This is a genomic window from Halorubrum sp. Boch-26, from assembly GCF_029889805.1.
Classification (GTDB): domain Archaea; phylum Halobacteriota; class Halobacteria; order Halobacteriales; family Haloferacaceae; genus Halorubrum.
Window position 1 is genome coordinate 1 of sequence record NZ_JARANT010000001.1, and the last position, 15,012, is coordinate 15,012.

The following is a 15,012-nucleotide window of genomic DNA, read 5'->3' on the forward strand; positions in this document are numbered from 1 at the left end:
CTGCTGCGATGGCAGCGTCGTCTTCGACGTCAGCAAAAGAATCAACAACAGCAACCACAGCGACGGCAGCGACGGCGGCTCCGGCGACCCCGTCGAAGTGCTCCACGGCTGGACCGGCGGCGACGGCGCCGCGGCGGCCGAGGCGCTAGAGGAGGCGTTCAACGAGGCCAACCCCGACGTCGGCCTCGAGATGAACCCCATCGGCGGCGGCGGTAACGAGAACCTCGACGCCGTCGTCGCGAACCGGCTCCAGAGCAGCGATCCGCCGGGAGCGTTCGCCAACTGGCCCGGCCCGAATCTCCTCCGCTACGAGGGCGTCCTCGGCAGCGTTGACGACGTCTGGGAGGAGAACGGCTTCGAGGACGCGATGGTCGACGAAGCGATCGACCTCCACCAGCAGGGCGGCAGCTACCGCGCCGTCCCCCTCGGCTCCCACCGTCTGAACTGCCTCTTCTACAACGTCTCCGTCGTCGAGGACGCGGGGATCGACGTCGACTCGCTGAACAGCCCCTCGGCGCTCATCGACGCGTTCGACACGGTCGCCAGCGAGACCGACGCGACCCCGATGACCCACGCGATGTCCGGCACCTGGACGACGACGCAGCTGTGGGCCGCCGTGATGCTCGGCGAGAACGGCTATCAGCCGTACATGGACTTCATCGCGGGCGACGGCGACGAGGCGGCCGTGCGCTCGGCCTTCGAGCGGACCGCGGAGATGCTGGAGAACTACATCAGCGACGACGCGGCCTCGATCGGCCTGACGGAGTCGAACCAGAAGATCATCAACGGTAACGCCGCCTTCATCCACCAAGGCAACTGGGCGGCCGGCGCGTTCCGGAACGCCGAGGACTTCGAGTACGAGGACGACTGGGGCTTCAAGACGTTCCCCGGCACCGAAGGGATGTACACGCTCCACTTCGACTCGTTCCTCTACCCGTCCGACAACCCGACTCCCGAGGCCTCGAAGACCTGGGAAGCGTTCGTCGGCAGCGAGGAGGCCCAGGTCGCGTTCAACCAGTTCAAGGGATCGATCCCGACCCGAACCGACGTGAGCATGGACGAGTTCGGTCCGTTCCTTCAGGAGACGGCCGAGGACTTCGCCAACGCGGAGTACCGGCCGCCGAACCTCCAGCACGGTCTCGGCGTCACCTCGGAGACGCGGACGGCGCTCAACGAGGTTATCTCCTCGGAGTTCACCGGCCCGTACAACGTCGACGCGGCGACCGAGGGCTTCTTGGACGCGGTGTCGAACTGAGCTCCACGCGATGCTCGATTTTTATCGTCGATTGTACCGGACGATCAGGCCCTCCTCGGGGGACGACGACGAGGCCCGCCCAGGCGACGCCGAGGTCCGTGCCGACGGCGGCGTCGTAAGCGACGGCGCCGCCGGGTCCGCGGCCGAACCGGAGCGGGACCTGGTGACTCGTATTAAGTCGGCGCTGGACCGTCGCTTCGGGAGCGACTTCATGGAGTCGTCCGTCTTCTGGCTCCCGCCGTTCCTGTTGATGGGACTGTTCGTTTACGGTGCGGTCATCTGGAACCTGCTGATCTCGCTGACTGACTACGAGCGCTTCGAGAACGCGCCTGACTACTCGAACCTCGACTTCGAGATGTACACCCGGGCGCTCGCGGACTCCGGTTTCATCGACGCCGCGATCAACACACTCATCCTGCTGATCGCGTTCACCGCCGGGACGCTCGCGGTCGGTCTCGTGCTGGCCATCCTGATCGACAGGGGAATCCGGTTCGAGAACACGTTCCGGACGATCTACCTCCTGCCGATGAGCCTCTCGTTCGTCGTGACGGCCCAGTTCTGGCTGTGGATCTACAACTACAACAACGGGATCGCCAACAGCCTCATCGGAACCGTCGGGCTCGGACCGGTGAGCTGGCTCGGTAATCAGGACATCGTCCTCTACGCGATCATCTTCGCGTTGATGTGGCAGTTCTCGGGGTACGCGATGGTCGTGTACCTCGCCGGCCTCCGCGCGATCCCGACCGAACACTACGAGGCGGCCAAGGTCGACGGCGCGTCGACGCTGAAGATGTACTGGCGCGTGATCATTCCCCAGCTGAAGGGTGCGACGATCAGCGCCGCGGTCGTGCTAATGGTGTTCGGAATGAAGGCGTTCGACTTCCTCTACTCGCTGGTGGGGGGGTACCGACCGCCGAACGGCGCCGACATCCTAGCGACGAAGATGGTGCGCGAGGCGTACGCAAATCTCAACTGGGCATACGGGTCGGCGATCGCCATCGTCCTGTTCGGGATGGCGCTCAGCGTCATCGGCCCCTACCTCGTGTACGAGTACCGGAGGGACAACTTATGAGCGACACAGAACCTCGGACCGACGGCGGCGCAACGGCGACGACGACGGCGCGGCTTCGCCGGAAGATCGACCGGCTGACGGTCGAAGACGTCGGCCTGTACGTCGTTTTGACCCTCGCGGCCGCCTTTTACCTCGTCCCGATCGAATCCGGGCTGGTGACGTCGTTCAAGACCGGCACCGCGATCATCGAAACGGCACCGTTCGCCCCGCCCGGCCCGTCCGGGCTCACGTTCGAGAAGTGGCGGACGGCGATCGACGTCCTGTTGCGCGGCATGGGGAACAGCCTGCTGTACGCCGTGCCCGCGACGGTGATATCGGCGTTCGTCGGGAGCATCACGGCGTACGGCCTGACGATTCCGACCTGGAAGAAATCGTACAAGGCGTTGGTGCTCATGCTCATCATCGCCGGGATCTTCATCCCGTACCAGGCCGTGCTGGTCCCGCTGACCCAGTTCTGGTCGCAGTGGGCCCAGCTCACCGAGGTGTTGTCGTTCGTCTGGGCGCTCGGGATCAACGACGACTACGTCGGTATCATCGAACTGGTGATCACCCACGTCGCCTACGGGATCCCCATCTGTACGCTCCTGTTCCGGACGTACTACAAGACGATGAGCGACGAGATGATCGAGTCGGCCCGTCTCGACGGGGCGACGCTCCGGCGGGTGTACCGCCGGATCGTCCTCCCGCTCTCGGGACCGATGTTCGCCGTCGTGCTCATCTATCAGTTCACTCAGATCTGGAACGACCTCCTCTTCACGCTGGTGATCGTCTCCACGGAGTCGAGCCCCGCGGCGCCCGTCGTGTTGATCCTGGCGGGCCTCGGGACCTCGATGGAGGGGCAGGACTTCGCGCTCCGGATGGCCGGAGCGTTCTTCGCGGCGCTGCCGACGCTGGCGGTGTACATCTTCTTCGGCGAGGAGTTCGCCGAGGGGGTGGCGGCGTGACCCGCACGCCCGCCCCGGCCGGCGGCGGAGACCGTTCGGCAGGAGATTCGGCGCGGCGCACAAACGACCACTCGACACCGACCACAACTCAAAGATATGGCAACGCTTGAACTCGACTCGATAACGAAGACGTTCCAGGACGGCGACGAGGAGATCGTCGCGGTCGACGATGTTTCGCTGTCGATCGACGACGGCGAGTTCCTCGTCGTCGTCGGTCCGTCCGGCTGCGGGAAGTCCACGACGCTCCGGATGATCGCCGGCCTCGAGACGATCACCGCCGGCACGCTCAGCATCGACGACCGCGTCGTCAACGACGTGAAATCCCAGGACCGGGACATCGCGATGGTGTTCCAGTCGTACGCGCTCTACCCGCACATGAGCGTCCGACAGAACATGTCGTTCGGCCTCGAGGAGTCGACGGACCTCCCGGACGACGAGATCAACCGGATGGTGTCCGAGACGGGCGAGATGCTCGGTATCTCGGACCTGCTCGATCGGAAGCCGAGCGACCTCTCCGGCGGCCAGCAGCAGCGCGTCGCGCTCGGCCGGGCCATTGTCCGTGACCCCGAGGTGTTCCTGATGGACGAGCCGCTCAGCAACCTCGACGCGAAGCTCCGTGCGGAGATGCGCACCGAACTCCAGCGGCTCCAGAACGAGCTCGGCGTGACGACGGTGTACGTCACCCACGATCAGACCGAGGCGATGACGATGGGCGACCGGATCGCCATCCTCGACGGCGGCGAACTCCAGCAGATCGCGACGCCGCTGGAGTGCTACCACGAGCCGGCCAACCGGTTCGTCGCGAGCTTCCTCGGCGAGCCGTCGATGAACTTCTTCGACGTGACGCTCGACGGCGATCGCCTCGTCGGCGAGCCCTTCGAGTACCCGATCGACGAGGAGACCCGGTCGGACCTCGGCGGCGTGACCGACCTCGTCCTCGGGATCCGTCCCGAGGCGGTGGAGCTCGTCGACGGCGGGGGCGCCCACGAGTTCGAGACGACCGTCGACGTCGTCGAGCCGATGGGCGACGAGAACACGGTGTACCTCCACTTCGACCCCGACGCGGACCCCGAGACCGCGGCGACGCTCGTCGCGACGATCGACGGGTTCAATCGCGTCAGCGAGGGCGACGCGGTGACCGCGCGGATTCCGGAGGACGCGATCCACCTCTTCGACCGAGCCACGGGCGAGGCGCTCCACAACCGGTCGATGGCGGACGCGGCCGAGCAGATCGACCTCTAAATCCCCGCTCGTCGTCGCCGGTCCGTCTCGTCTCCTCTCTTCTTGCCGCTCACCAGTACCGCGTCCGGTCGACGCCCTCCGCGAGCAGGGCCGCGGCGGCGACGTGGGCGTAGGCGCCCCACGCGAGCGCGAGGAGCGCCGCCACGCTTCTCGCGGCCGTCGCCGCGAGCGCGGTCCACGCGACGACGACGAGGACGGTCGCGCCCACCCACGCGAGGAAGTACGAACTCGAGGCCGTCCCGCGGAGGGCGTCTCGCCGGAGTCCGGCGCGGAGCCCCTCCCGTACGCTCGCGGCAGCCGCCGACGGGAAGAGGTACGCACAGACGACCGTGACGAGCAGCGCGACGGTCGCGAGCGTCGCGAGCGTCACGCCGCCCAACGCGCCCGGGGCCGTCCCCCTCGCCACGACGTAGCTAACGGCGACGACGGTGACGACCGCGGGCGAGAGGTAAACGGCGCCGACGCCGAGCAGGCGGGCGGCGAGCCGCGTCGTGGCAGCCGACGCGACGGGCCCGAACCCCTCGCCCGCGAGGACGCCGCCGACGAGGCCGAGAAACGCGACGAGCGGGCCGACGGCGAGCAGGAGAGGGGCCAGCAGAGCCCAGTCCGGCCAGAGCCCCGCCGCCGTTCGGAGCAACGCGCCGCCGAGCAGCAGCGCCGCGAGGCACTTCGCCGTACCGTTCCGCCGCGCTCGATCGGCGAACGGGTACCGGAGGGCATCGAGGAACATCACTCGCCCTCCGTCCGCTCGACGGCGGCGCATCTCTGTCGCTCGTCGGCGCCGCGTCCCGACCGGCCGGCCGTCGATATCGACGCGTCCGATCGCGTCGGCGCCGGCTCGCGGTCCGGTGTCGGTCGCGCCCGCCGCGGGAGACGCCGGTCGGTCACTCTCGGAGCCGTTCGACTTCGCGCCGGACCCCCTCGCGGACCCGGTCGGCGACGTCGTCGCCGGCCCGGTCGACGGTCTCGGCGTCCTCGGTCTCCAGCAGGCGGTCGAGCTTCCGCTCGAACTCCCGCTCGTCGATCTCGCCGCGCGCGTAGCGCTCACGGAGGGCGTCGAGCGCGGGGTCGGCGTCAGAGCTCTCGCCACCGCCGTCTCGGTCCGGGAGAGGTCGCGTCAGCGTGTGGAGCACGGGGAGGGCGACGAACAGCCCGAAGAACCAGACCAGCGGGAGGGTCCACCAGAGCCCGGTGACGAGCGGGGCGGCGACGCCGCCGCCGAGAACGAGGAGCGCGAACACCCGCCGCCAGCGGTGGCGGAGGTTCCACGCGATCCGTGCGGGGAGCCCGGTCATGCTCGGCTCGACGCCTGCGAGGGGGAAATCGGTTTCGTCGCGGGGCGGCCGGGGGCTCTCGGCCGCCGCGCGCTCGGGCCTTCATCCGAGATCGACGACGATCCGGTCGCCCGGCTCGACGCCGTTGCGCTCGCTCCATCCCTGCGGCACTTCGAGGACGTACCGCCCGCTGCCGCGGTGGCGCGTGTACGGAGGCGACTCCACCTCCGCCTCGTGGACCGTCGTGACCGTCCCGTTCGGGGCGACGAAGACGATGTCGAGCGCGAACGCCATGTCCCGCATCACGTAGGCGCGCTCGCCGGCGTCCGCGTGGACGAACAGCATCCCCTCGCCCTCGTTGAGTTCCTCGGTCGCGGAGAGCCCGACGTACCGCTTCACGAACCCGTCGGCGACGCGGGCCTTCACCGTCGCGAGCGACTCGTCGGTGTCGCCGTCGACGGCCTCGACGGTCGTCGTCTCGTAGCCGGCGATCAGGAGGGCCGGGTTCGTCGCGGCGACCGCGACGGCGACGAGGACGAGCAGCGCGAGGCCGGCGGCGACCGCGACGAGACGACGGTTCACGGGCGATCGTCGCGCCGGAGAAAGAAACCGTTTTCCGCTCCGGGCGGGTTCAAGCGGGTGAGGGCTCGTGGTCTAGCTGGTTATGACGCGGCCTTTACAAGGCTGAGATCGGCGGTTCGAACCCGCCCGAGCCCATACCTGCGGCGAACGAACAGTGAGCCGCAGGTATGGAGCGGGTTCGAAGCAGGGAACGGAGCGAGCGAAGCGAACGGAGTGAGTGAGGTTCGAACCCCCCCGAGCCCATTTCCCGCCGTCAGCCCAGATGGCCGAAGTACCAGTCGCCGCCGTACCGGACGAGCGGCGCGGCCTCGTCGCCGCCGGTCGAGAGCCGCTTTCGGAGGTCACTGAACGGCTCCGAATACGGTTCACACTCGGCGTACGTCCCGTCGATCGCCCGCTCCACGATCTCCCGTTGGTCGGTCGGAAGCGAGTCGAGAACGACGCCGCGTCGCTCGCCGACGTATTCTCTGAACTCGCTCGGTGAGGTCGCGACGAGTTCGGCGGCGACGGTCGTGCTCGCGATCGCGACCGTTCGTCGCTCCTCGAAGGTCAATCGGAGCGGTACCCCGTCCCATTCCAGATACCGCGTGTCCGTTCCCGGGATAAACGCGGACCGGTCCCGTGCTCCGACCTCCTCGTACGCGAACACGACCGAGAACGACGTGTAATGCGGCGCGTGAATGAGTCCCGCGTTCCCGATCGCGCCGCGGAGCGACTCGCGGTCGTGAGCGGGTAGCTCCGCGAACGAGCGGACCGCCTCGCGGTCGAAGAACACGGGATAGTCGGCATCGATCTCGACCGCGTACTCGTAGCCGGTCGTCCGAACGCGGTCGTGGTCGGTCGTCTCGAGACGGTAGTAGCGCGGTTCGGGCCCCGTGACGACGAACTCCGACCGTGGATCGGGGCGGTAGTACCCGCGGGCCGTCGCTTCGCCGGGCTCGGTTTCCAGCGCGTCCGCGACGGTGACCCGCGTCGCGTGCGGCAGCGCGTCGAGCGGGCTGCTGAACTCGTTGGAGACGCCGGTCGCGGTCGCGTCGTCCAGGTCGAGGGTCCCCTCGTCCGAGCCCGGACAGCGGTCCGACCGGGAGGTCGGCGAGAGACACCCCGAGAGCGCGGCGACGCCGACGCCGCCGATCGCCCGCAGCGCTCGTCGGCGAGTGCTGTCGCGTGGAGGGCACGCCATAGCGACAGGTCGTCGCTCCACCGTGATATATCGGGCGTATATCTCCGCCCTCTCGCACGCGACGAGCGGGCGATTTCCACGGCGGACGTCTCCGCTCCGATCGGCGGGCATCGTGGTCACCTATTTGGTCCCCACGGAGCCAACGCTCTCGTATGAACGGGATCGAAGTCTCCCTCCGCCTGACGGCCGGGGCCCTGCTCATCCTGGCGAACGGGTTCTTCGTCGCCATCGAGTTCGCCCTGACTCGCGTCCGGCAGTACCCGAAGTCGGCGTTCGACGCGCCCGGGCTCCGGCGCGCGTGGGAGATGACGCAGAATCTGGAGATCTACCTCACGAGCTGTCAGGTCGGTATCTCGGCGACGAGCATCGCGGTCGGGATCGTCGCGGAGCCGGCGCTCGCGTCGCTGATCGAGCCGCTGTTCGCGAACACGGCGCTCGCGTCGGTCGGCGTCGGCGCGGTCGTCGGCTTCGTGATCATCAACCTGCTCCACCTCACGCACGGCGAGCAGACCCCGACGTACCTCGGCGTCGAGCGCACGAAGTTCGTCGCCCGGTACGGCGCGACGCCGCTCTACTGGTTCGCGAAGCTGCTGTACCCGGTCATCGTCGTCGGCGACGCGGTCGCCAAGTGGACGCTCCGCCGCTTCGGCGTCGAGATGACGGGGGCGTGGCTCGAGACGGAGACCGACCGCGTCGAGTCGCGCGCGGAGCTACGGAACCGGCTCGGCTCGCTCCTCTCCCGCAGCGACCTCACCGTCGAACGACGCGAGGAGGTCCTCAACGCCCTCACGATCGGCGAGATCACGGTCGATAAGGTCATGACGCCCCGCGAGGAGGTCGTCTTCCTCTCGACGACGGCGGGCGTGGCGGAGAACCTCGACCGGATCGGCGGCAGCCCGCACACGCGGTTCCCGCTGGTCGACGACGACCTCGCCGATCCGGACGGCTTCCTCGGGATCGTCTACGTCCCGTCCGTCGTCGAGCGGATCGACGCGCTCCGCGAGGGCGCGGCCGCGTTCGAGGATCTGGCCGCCCCGCCGATGACGCTCGACCCCGGGGTGCACATCAGCGAGGCCGTCGACCGGTTTCAGGACGCCAGCCAAGAGCTCGCGCTCGTCGTCGACGACGGGCGCGTCGTCGGACTGATCACGGCGACGGACGCGCTGGAGGCGGTCGTCGGCGAGATCGAAGACCCCCTCGACATCGCGCTCGACGACCGGCCGAAGTCGGCGTGAGATTCCGCTTAGCCGTCGGAGGCGTGAGGCTCGGGGCGTCGCGAGCGTTTCCCGCGCTCACCGCGCGGTCCAGCCGCCGTCGGCCGCGAGCGTCTCGCCGGTGACGAAGCTCGCCGCGTCGCTGGCGAGGAATGCCACCGGCCCGGCGATCTCCGTGGGGTCGGCGAAGCGGCCCAGCGGGGTCCGGTCGAGGATCGACCGACGCAGTCGCTCGTTTTCCTGCAGGGTCTCCGTGAGATCGGTCGCGACGTAGCCCGGCGCGACCGCGTTCACTCGCACCTCGGGAGCCCAGTCGATCGCCGCGCTCTTCGTGAGCCCGACGAGGCCGTGTTTCGAGGCGACGTACGGGTGTTGCCTCGGGAGACCGACCTCTCCCGCGACGCTGGCGACGTTGACGACGCTTCCCCCCGCGTCTTTTAAATGTGGGCCGGCCGCCCGGAGCGTCCGGAACGCCCCCCGGAGGTTCACGTCGAGCACGTCGTCGACCGCCTCGGGCTCGATGCCTCCGGGGTCGCCGAGCGCGCCGTCGGGGTTGAACCCCGCGTTGTTGACGAGCACGTCGAGCGAGCCGAAGCGCTTGACGGTCTCCTCGACGAGCGCCGAGACGTCGCCGTCGTCCGTCACGTCCGCGACGATTCCCCGCGCGTCGACGCCCAGCCCCCGAGCCGCCTCGGCGACCGACTCGACCTCGGCCGCCGTCCGCGCCGCCGGAACGACCGTCGCGCCGGCCGCCGCCAGCCCGAGCGCGATCGCCCGCCCGATCCCGCGACCACCGCCGGTGACGACGGCGACGCGCCCCGAGAGGTCGGGGAGGGCGTCGGCCGGGGAGCCGCCCGCTCCGCCCGCGGCCGCATCGCTCTCGGGCATCGCGGATCAGACCCCCAGCGCGTCCGCCAGGTCGTGGATCGACTCGATCGTGTCGTCCGGGTCGCCGTCGAACGGCTCCCACGGGGCCCCCTTCCGATCGACGCGGACCGCCTGCATCCCGGCGTGCGCGGCGCCCATCACGTCGAACCAGCCGGCGGTGACGTGGACGACCTCGTCGATCGGGGTCCCCGTCCGGGCGGCGCCGTGGCGGTACAGCTCCGCGGCCGGCTTGAACGTCTCCACCTCGTCGGCGCTGATCGTATCCGCGACGAGGTCGCCGATGTCGGCGTGTTCGACCATCGAGTCGAGCATCTCGGGGTTCCCGTTGGAGAGCACGTACGTCTCGTAGCCGCCGTCGCGGAGGCGCTCGATCCCGGACCGGACGTCGTCGAACACCTCCAGCTCGTGGTACACCGCGAGGATCTCGTCGCGTTCGGCGGTCGGGAGGTCGGCGCCGTGGGCCGCCAAGGCGTACGTCAGCGCGTCGCGGTTCATCTCGTAGAACGGCTGGTAGGCGTCGATCGCGTTCGCGACGAACGTGTACGCCAGCGATCGCGACCGCCAGAGCCGCGACACCGGCTCGGGGTCGGGGACGCGGTCGGCCAGCGCGGCCTCGGCCGCCTCGACGTCGACGAGGGTACTGTACGAGTCGAACGTCACCGTCCGGACGTGCTCGGGATCGAACGACATTCGCGTCGTCGTTCGGTCGCCGCCGTCATTACTCCACGTGGTCGCTCGCGGCGGGCGGCGTCCCCTCGTCCCTCACGAATACTTATCACCGGTTGGGCTCTCCGTCCGGCAACGTGCCTCCGATGGAGCCATCCGAGAACCCGATCCACGTCCTCCTCGCGTCCGCCGACGCGGGCGACGGCGCCGGCGACACGGTCGCGGCGACGCCCACGGCGCGGTCGCTCGAACGCCGCGACGACCGGTTCACCGTCGAGACCGTCCGGGACCGCGACGCCGCGGCGACGCTGCATTCGTCCGATCGGTTCGACTGCGTCGTCGTCGCGGCCGACTTCGCGGACGGCGACGGCCTCGGCTTTCTCGTCGACGAGGTCGAGGGTCGGGAGGCGCTCCCGCGCCTCCTCGTCGTCGGCGTCGACCGAGTCGCGGATCCGTCGGCGGTCGTCGCCGAGGCGCTCGCGGCGGGCGTCACCGACGTCGTTCGGATCTCCGATGGCGTCCCGGCGTCCCGGCTGCTCGCGAACCGGATCGCCAACGCGGTCGAGTCGCGCCGCGCCGCGACCGAGGCGGACCGCCAGCGCGAGCGGCTCGACCGCTTCGTGAGCGGTGTGTCACACGACCTCAAGAGCCCGCTCAACGTCGCACAGGGACGGCTGGCGCTGGCTCGGGACGACCCCGAGGGCGAGCACCTCGACGTGGCGGCGACCGCGGTGGACCGCACCCTCGAACTGATCGCCGACCTGCTCACCCTCGCGAAGCAGGGAGAGAAACCGCGAGAGTTGGAGTCGGTCGGGCTCCGCGACACCGTCGAGGAGTGCTGGGCGACCGTCGCCACCGGCGACGCGACGCTGGTCGTCGAGAGCGACCGGCGCGTGCTGGCCGACCCGAGCCGACTGAAACAGCTCCTCGAGAACCTGATCGGCAACGCGGTCGCCCACGGCGGCGACGACGTCACCGTCGGCGCCGTGATTCCGATGTACACCGCGACGCGCGCCGACACCGGCCTTCCGACCGGATTCTACGTGGCCGACGACGGGCCGGGAGTCCCCGAGACGGAACGCGACCGCGTCTTCGAGGAGGGGTACACGACCGATAACGAGGGCACCGGCTTCGGCCTCAACATCGTCCGCGAGGTCGCCGCCGCACACGGCTGGGACGTCCGCGTCACCGAGAGCGCCGGCGGCGGCGCCCGCTTCGAGGTTACCGGCGTCGACAATGCGGAGTGACCGAACGCCGGCGAGCGCTCTGCGGTAAGTCTCGGGCGACCGAAAAATCGTGGCGGCGCCGGACGGCCGGATCGTTGTGGCGGCGCCGGACGGCCGGATCGTTGTGGCGGCACCGGGCGGGCGGATCGCCGTCACGGCGCCCGCGTCTCGGTCGCGATCGGCGCCGCGTCGGACTCCTCGGCCGTTTCGGTCGGCGGGATCCGGGTCCGCGTGCCGATCGGCGATTCCTCGGTCGTCGTAGGGTCGTCGTTCGACATCGCGAGTGGGAACGATTCACACACAGGGGAGAGTCTTCTGTGCGATCATTGAGGGATCGGTCTGCAGACAGGAAAGTGTACTAGGGCATTCGTGATCGTTGAAATGACAGTGTGCGAACTACTCACCTCGTCTGTCGACCACCGAAAACTGTCGACGTCTTCTCGGTGGGGCCGTCGCCTCCGTCGGTGTTCTCCGCTCGTCTTCCCCCTCTCTTTTCAATAAACCATAATTCATTATCGTAGACTGCTCTGTTGAATCCGCAGACGGCAGCGGGATAGCGTCGCTCTGTCCATTCGTACTCCGCGGATTTAACAGGGCACACTGCGCGTATCGGCCCGGGTAGAGGCTTGCTTCAGACGATCTCTTCAAGCACTGACTCGCCGCTGCCATCCTGTGATTCCCATTCCCACTCGTCTTCGATACGCACGCGCCCGTCGTCAAGTAGTTCGACGGTGCCCACGGAGTGACCACTCGCAGTTTCATTCTCCGAGTTGATCTGGGAATACCTGATGTCCCATTCGTTACCATCGAACGTTCCGACGAGATGCCCGTCGACGATGTTTCCGCCTGTGTAGTGTGCGTGAATCCGTTCGCCCTCCTGCTCGAACTCGAAGCGAGTATCTCCACTCACTTCCCCGGCATCGGTGTTTGCAACGCCGACAAGCGTCCGACCATCGAGTGAGATCTCTTCTGTCATGGACTGGTGTGCTACCCATGAGACCAAAAACCCCCGAATGCAGTTGCTGACGACAGCTTCTGTGGCTCTCACACGATTTTTGACACGTTCCAAGCAGATCGGTTCTCTACGGCTGGACGTGAGTCACGGCAGTGAATAGATTCCCAGTTGTCGGCTTCATCCCACCCGTGAACGGGTGGGCTTTCGCCTCGCTACCGCTGTAACTCGGTTCGGCACCCAGAAACCGGCTACGCCCGCCTCAGAGATCCGTCTCGGCCGCCGAGTCGACCTCGAACCGGGTGACTTCCGGTTCGCCGGCGAGCAGGTCGGGCAGCGCCGCCTCGAACTTCCGGAAGTGATCCGTCTCCGAATGCGCCTCGAACGCGGCCTCGTCCTCTACTGTTCGAAGCACCGAACCACGTTCGGATCGTCCACGTCCGTCGCCGGCCGGTAGTCGATCACGCCCGGCTCGGCGCGGGACTTCTCGGCGAGGTCACCGATCAGATCGAGCGACTCGTCGCGCTCCTCGGGACGGAGCGGAGAGACGGCGTGTACCGCGATCATGCCATTCCCGGTCGTCGGTTGCGACGAATAAACCCCCGCCGCGAAGGCGTTCGGCTCGGGCAGACGGAGCCATCGGTCGCGAAGACCGATGACGCGAGCCGTGGGAAACGACGTTACGCCGGCGTTACCCATGAGACCCGTGTGTGATAATCGGCACCGACGAATTAAATTGGAGACCCTCACAGCCACGCACATGGATTCGCGACAGATCGCCGTCTGCGTCCCGTTTGACCGTCAGAGGAGGTGGGGAGCGTGACGTCGGATCGAAACCGCCTCGGAGCGGTGCGAAGCCGGCTCGTCCCCGCTGTGGTGGAACAGAACCGGCTCGTCAAGTTCGGTCTCTCGATCGCCTTCGTCATCGCCGCGATCGCGGTGACGGGCCTGTTCACGATCCGACAGACGGCCGGGGTAGTCGACCCGGCCGCCCACGCGGCCGTGACGCGGAACATTCTCCTGATTATCGGCGTCGCCATCGTCGGTCTCGGGACCGTGGGGATGGGGCTCGCACGCCCGACGATCCGCGAGCTCGACGAACTGGGGCGGCGGGCGGAAGCACTGGAAAACGGCGATCTCGACGTCGACCTCGAGCCGAAGACGGACGACGAGATCGGCCGGCTCTACGAGTCGTTCGACGCGATGCGGACCGCCCTCAAAACCCGCATCGAGGACGTGGAGGCGGAGCGGGAGCGCGCCCGCGAGGCGAAACGCGAAACGGAGGGGTTCGCGGACACGCTCGAGGCGCGCGCCGAGGCCTTCGCAGGAACGATGGGAGAGGCCGCGGACGGCGACCTGACCGCTCGGCTCTCCGTCGAGAGCGGCGACCCGGAGGCGCTCCACGAGATCGCGGACGCGTTCAACGAGGCGCTGTCGGAGCTGGAGGCCACCGTCTCCGACGTGCGCCGCTTCGCCGACGAGGTGGCCGACGCGGGCGACGCGATGACGACGAGCGCGGAGGAGGTCGCCGCGGCCGCCCGCGAGACGAGCGGGTCGATCGACGAGATCTCCGCCGGCGCGGATCAGCAGAACGACCGGCTCGTGGAGATCGCCGGCGAGATGGAGACGATGTCCTCGACGACCGAGGAGGTCGCCGTCTCGGCCGAACAGGTCGCGGCGACCTCGGAACGTGCGACGGAGCTCAGCGACGACGGGCGCTCGGCGACGCGGCGCGCCGTCGAGGAGCTCCACGCCGTCGAGGAGCGCTCTCGGTCGGCGACGGAGGCGGTCGGACAACTCGATGACGGGATGGAACGGATCGGCGTCATCGTCGACACGATCACGGAGATCGCCGACCAGACGAACCTGCTGGCGCTGAACGCCTCGATCGAGGCGGCGCGGGCCGGCGAGGCGGGCTCCGGGTTCGGCGTCGTCGCCGACGAGGTGAAGAGCCTCGCCGAGGAGACGAGCGCGGCCGCCGCCGAGGTCGAGTCGCTCATCGCGGAACTCGAGGAGCGGACCGACGAGAGCGTGGCGGAGATGGCGGCGATCCGCGAACGGATCGACGCGGGCGTCGACACGGTAGAGGCGGCGGAGGCCGCACTCGTCGACATCGACGCCCGCATCACGGAGGCGGACGACGGAGTCCAAGAGATCTCGGACGCGATGGACGAGCAGGCCCGCGCGGTCAACGACGTAACGACGTCGGTCGACGACGTCGCCGAGATCAGCCAGCGGACCTCGACGAACGCCTCGTCGGTCGCGGCCGCCGCGGAGGAGCAGGCCGTCTCCTCGGACCGCGTCTCCGAGAAGGTGGAGGGGCTGGCCGAGCGGACGACCCGCCTCCGGGAGTCGCTCGCGACGTTTCGGACGCGCGACCGCGCGGGGGCGGCAGGGACCGAGGAGAACTCCGGCGGCTCGGTATCGGCAGCCGACGACTGACGCTGCGTCGATCGGTCCCGCGCATCTCGATTCCCGTCGGTCCGCTCTCCCACGGTAACCGGAGCGTAACGA

The 15,012-nt window shown here is 68.6% G+C and carries 15 protein-coding genes, 1 tRNA gene and 1 pseudogene; 8 read left to right on the forward strand and 9 right to left on the reverse strand.

Annotated features, from left to right (window positions below; translation table 11 throughout):
• Positions 1-40: 40 nt before the first annotated feature.
• The 4 genes from OQF71_RS00005 (at position 41) to ugpC (ending at position 4,513) form a co-directional block, all read left to right on the forward strand.
• Positions 41-1,255: an ABC transporter substrate-binding protein gene (locus tag OQF71_RS00005; protein ID WP_280585036.1), complete on the forward strand. Its 1,215-nt coding sequence runs from the start codon at positions 41-43 to the stop codon at positions 1,253-1,255.
• Between the two features lie 31 nt (positions 1,256-1,286).
• Complete coding sequence (locus OQF71_RS00010; RefSeq protein WP_280584937.1) at positions 1,287-2,327, forward strand: sugar ABC transporter permease; 1,041 nt, start codon at positions 1,287-1,289, stop codon at positions 2,325-2,327.
• The gene (locus OQF71_RS00015; protein ID WP_280584939.1) at positions 2,324-3,271 is read left to right on the forward strand and encodes a carbohydrate ABC transporter permease; all 948 of its coding nucleotides are present in this window, start codon (positions 2,324-2,326) and stop codon (positions 3,269-3,271) included. The genes OQF71_RS00010 and OQF71_RS00015 overlap by 4 nt, the downstream gene beginning before the upstream one ends.
• 96 nt (positions 3,272-3,367) lie before the next feature.
• On the forward strand, positions 3,368-4,513 hold the full coding sequence (gene ugpC / locus OQF71_RS00020) for a sn-glycerol-3-phosphate ABC transporter ATP-binding protein UgpC (RefSeq protein WP_280584941.1): 1,146 nt from the start codon (positions 3,368-3,370) through the stop codon (positions 4,511-4,513).
• Positions 4,514-4,562: 49 nt separating this feature from the next.
• On the opposite strand, the gene OQF71_RS00025 is transcribed toward ugpC, so the two are convergent.
• The 3 genes from OQF71_RS00025 to OQF71_RS00035 form a co-directional block, all read right to left on the reverse strand.
• A complete protein-coding gene (locus OQF71_RS00025; RefSeq protein WP_280584943.1) occupies positions 4,563-5,243 on the reverse strand; it encodes a DUF4013 domain-containing protein in 681 nt (226 codons plus the stop codon).
• Positions 5,244-5,397: 154 nt separating this feature from the next.
• The gene (locus OQF71_RS00030) at positions 5,398-5,808 is read right to left on the reverse strand and encodes an SHOCT domain-containing protein (RefSeq protein ID WP_280584945.1); all 411 of its coding nucleotides are present in this window, start codon (positions 5,806-5,808) and stop codon (positions 5,398-5,400) included.
• A gap of 81 nt (positions 5,809-5,889) precedes the next feature.
• On the reverse strand, positions 5,890-6,369 hold the full coding sequence (locus OQF71_RS00035) for a DUF192 domain-containing protein (protein WP_280584946.1): 480 nt from the start codon (positions 6,367-6,369) through the stop codon (positions 5,890-5,892).
• A 61-nt stretch (positions 6,370-6,430) separates the two neighbouring features.
• Between OQF71_RS00035 and OQF71_RS00040 the strand changes: the two genes are divergently transcribed.
• A tRNA-Val gene (locus OQF71_RS00040) sits at positions 6,431-6,504 on the forward strand.
• Between the two features lie 118 nt (positions 6,505-6,622).
• Here OQF71_RS00040 and OQF71_RS00045 read toward each other — a convergent pair.
• Entirely contained in the window at positions 6,623-7,552 is a 930-nt protein-coding gene (locus tag OQF71_RS00045; RefSeq protein ID WP_280584947.1) for a hypothetical protein, read from the reverse strand.
• 152 nt (positions 7,553-7,704) lie between these two features.
• Here OQF71_RS00045 and OQF71_RS00050 point away from each other — a divergent pair, with 152 nt between their 5' ends.
• The gene (locus OQF71_RS00050) at positions 7,705-8,787 is read left to right on the forward strand and encodes a hemolysin family protein (protein WP_280584949.1); all 1,083 of its coding nucleotides are present in this window, start codon (positions 7,705-7,707) and stop codon (positions 8,785-8,787) included.
• 57 nt (positions 8,788-8,844) lie between these two features.
• Here the strand turns inward: OQF71_RS00050 and OQF71_RS00055 are convergent, their stop codons facing one another.
• Positions 8,845-9,654, reverse strand: a complete 810-nt coding sequence (locus OQF71_RS00055; RefSeq protein ID WP_280584952.1) for an SDR family oxidoreductase — start codon at positions 9,652-9,654, stop codon at positions 8,845-8,847.
• 6 nt (positions 9,655-9,660) lie between these two features.
• Positions 9,661-10,344 carry a haloacid dehalogenase type II gene (locus tag OQF71_RS00060; protein WP_280584953.1) on the reverse strand — a complete coding sequence of 228 codons (684 nt, stop codon included), beginning with the start codon at positions 10,342-10,344 and terminating at the stop codon, positions 9,661-9,663.
• Between the two features lie 122 nt (positions 10,345-10,466).
• On the opposite strand from OQF71_RS00060, the gene OQF71_RS00065 reads away from it, so the two are divergent.
• Positions 10,467-11,567, forward strand: a complete 1,101-nt coding sequence (locus OQF71_RS00065; protein WP_280585037.1) for a HAMP domain-containing sensor histidine kinase — start codon at positions 10,467-10,469, stop codon at positions 11,565-11,567.
• A 131-nt stretch (positions 11,568-11,698) separates the two neighbouring features.
• Here the strand turns inward: OQF71_RS00065 and OQF71_RS00070 are convergent, their stop codons facing one another.
• The 3 genes and pseudogenes from OQF71_RS00070 to OQF71_RS14590 all read right to left on the reverse strand — a co-directional run bounded on the left by OQF71_RS00070 (position 11,699) and on the right by OQF71_RS14590 (position 13,065).
• A complete protein-coding gene (locus tag OQF71_RS00070) occupies positions 11,699-11,824 on the reverse strand; it encodes a hypothetical protein (protein ID WP_280584954.1) in 126 nt (41 codons plus the stop codon).
• Between the two features lie 353 nt (positions 11,825-12,177).
• Entirely contained in the window at positions 12,178-12,522 is a 345-nt protein-coding gene (locus tag OQF71_RS00075) for a hypothetical protein (RefSeq protein WP_280584955.1), read from the reverse strand.
• A 238-nt stretch (positions 12,523-12,760) separates the two neighbouring features.
• Positions 12,761-13,065: pseudogene (locus OQF71_RS14590) on the reverse strand (putative quinol monooxygenase).
• Between the two features lie 282 nt (positions 13,066-13,347).
• Here OQF71_RS14590 and OQF71_RS00090 point away from each other — a divergent pair.
• A complete protein-coding gene (locus tag OQF71_RS00090) occupies positions 13,348-14,940 on the forward strand; it encodes a HAMP domain-containing methyl-accepting chemotaxis protein (RefSeq protein WP_280584959.1) in 1,593 nt (530 codons plus the stop codon).
• The last annotated feature ends 72 nt before the right edge of the window (positions 14,941-15,012 follow it).

What these genes read in the sequence shown, in the direction of transcription:
- OQF71_RS00015 (WP_280584939.1), top strand. Translation starts at nt 2,324, where the DNA reads ATGAGCGACACAGAACCTCGGACCGACGGCGGCGCAACGGCGACGACG.
- ugpC (WP_280584941.1), top strand. Translation starts at nt 3,368, where the DNA reads ATGGCAACGCTTGAACTCGACTCGATAACGAAGACGTTCCAGGACGGC.
- OQF71_RS00025 (WP_280584943.1), bottom strand. Translation starts at nt 5,243, where the DNA reads ATGTTCCTCGATGCCCTCCGGTACCCGTTCGCCGATCGAGCGCGGCGG.
- OQF71_RS00030 (WP_280584945.1), bottom strand. Translation starts at nt 5,808, where the DNA reads ATGACCGGGCTCCCCGCACGGATCGCGTGGAACCTCCGCCACCGCTGG.
- OQF71_RS00045 (WP_280584947.1), bottom strand. Translation starts at nt 7,552, where the DNA reads ATGGCGTGCCCTCCACGCGACAGCACTCGCCGACGAGCGCTGCGGGCG.
- OQF71_RS00050 (WP_280584949.1), top strand. Translation starts at nt 7,705, where the DNA reads ATGAACGGGATCGAAGTCTCCCTCCGCCTGACGGCCGGGGCCCTGCTC.
- OQF71_RS00055 (WP_280584952.1), bottom strand. Translation starts at nt 9,654, where the DNA reads ATGCCCGAGAGCGATGCGGCCGCGGGCGGAGCGGGCGGCTCCCCGGCC.
- OQF71_RS00060 (WP_280584953.1), bottom strand. Translation starts at nt 10,344, where the DNA reads ATGTCGTTCGATCCCGAGCACGTCCGGACGGTGACGTTCGACTCGTAC.
- OQF71_RS00065 (WP_280585037.1), top strand. Translation starts at nt 10,467, where the DNA reads ATGGAGCCATCCGAGAACCCGATCCACGTCCTCCTCGCGTCCGCCGAC.
- OQF71_RS00070 (WP_280584954.1), bottom strand. Translation starts at nt 11,824, where the DNA reads ATGTCGAACGACGACCCTACGACGACCGAGGAATCGCCGATCGGCACG.
- OQF71_RS00075 (WP_280584955.1), bottom strand. Translation starts at nt 12,522, where the DNA reads ATGACAGAAGAGATCTCACTCGATGGTCGGACGCTTGTCGGCGTTGCA.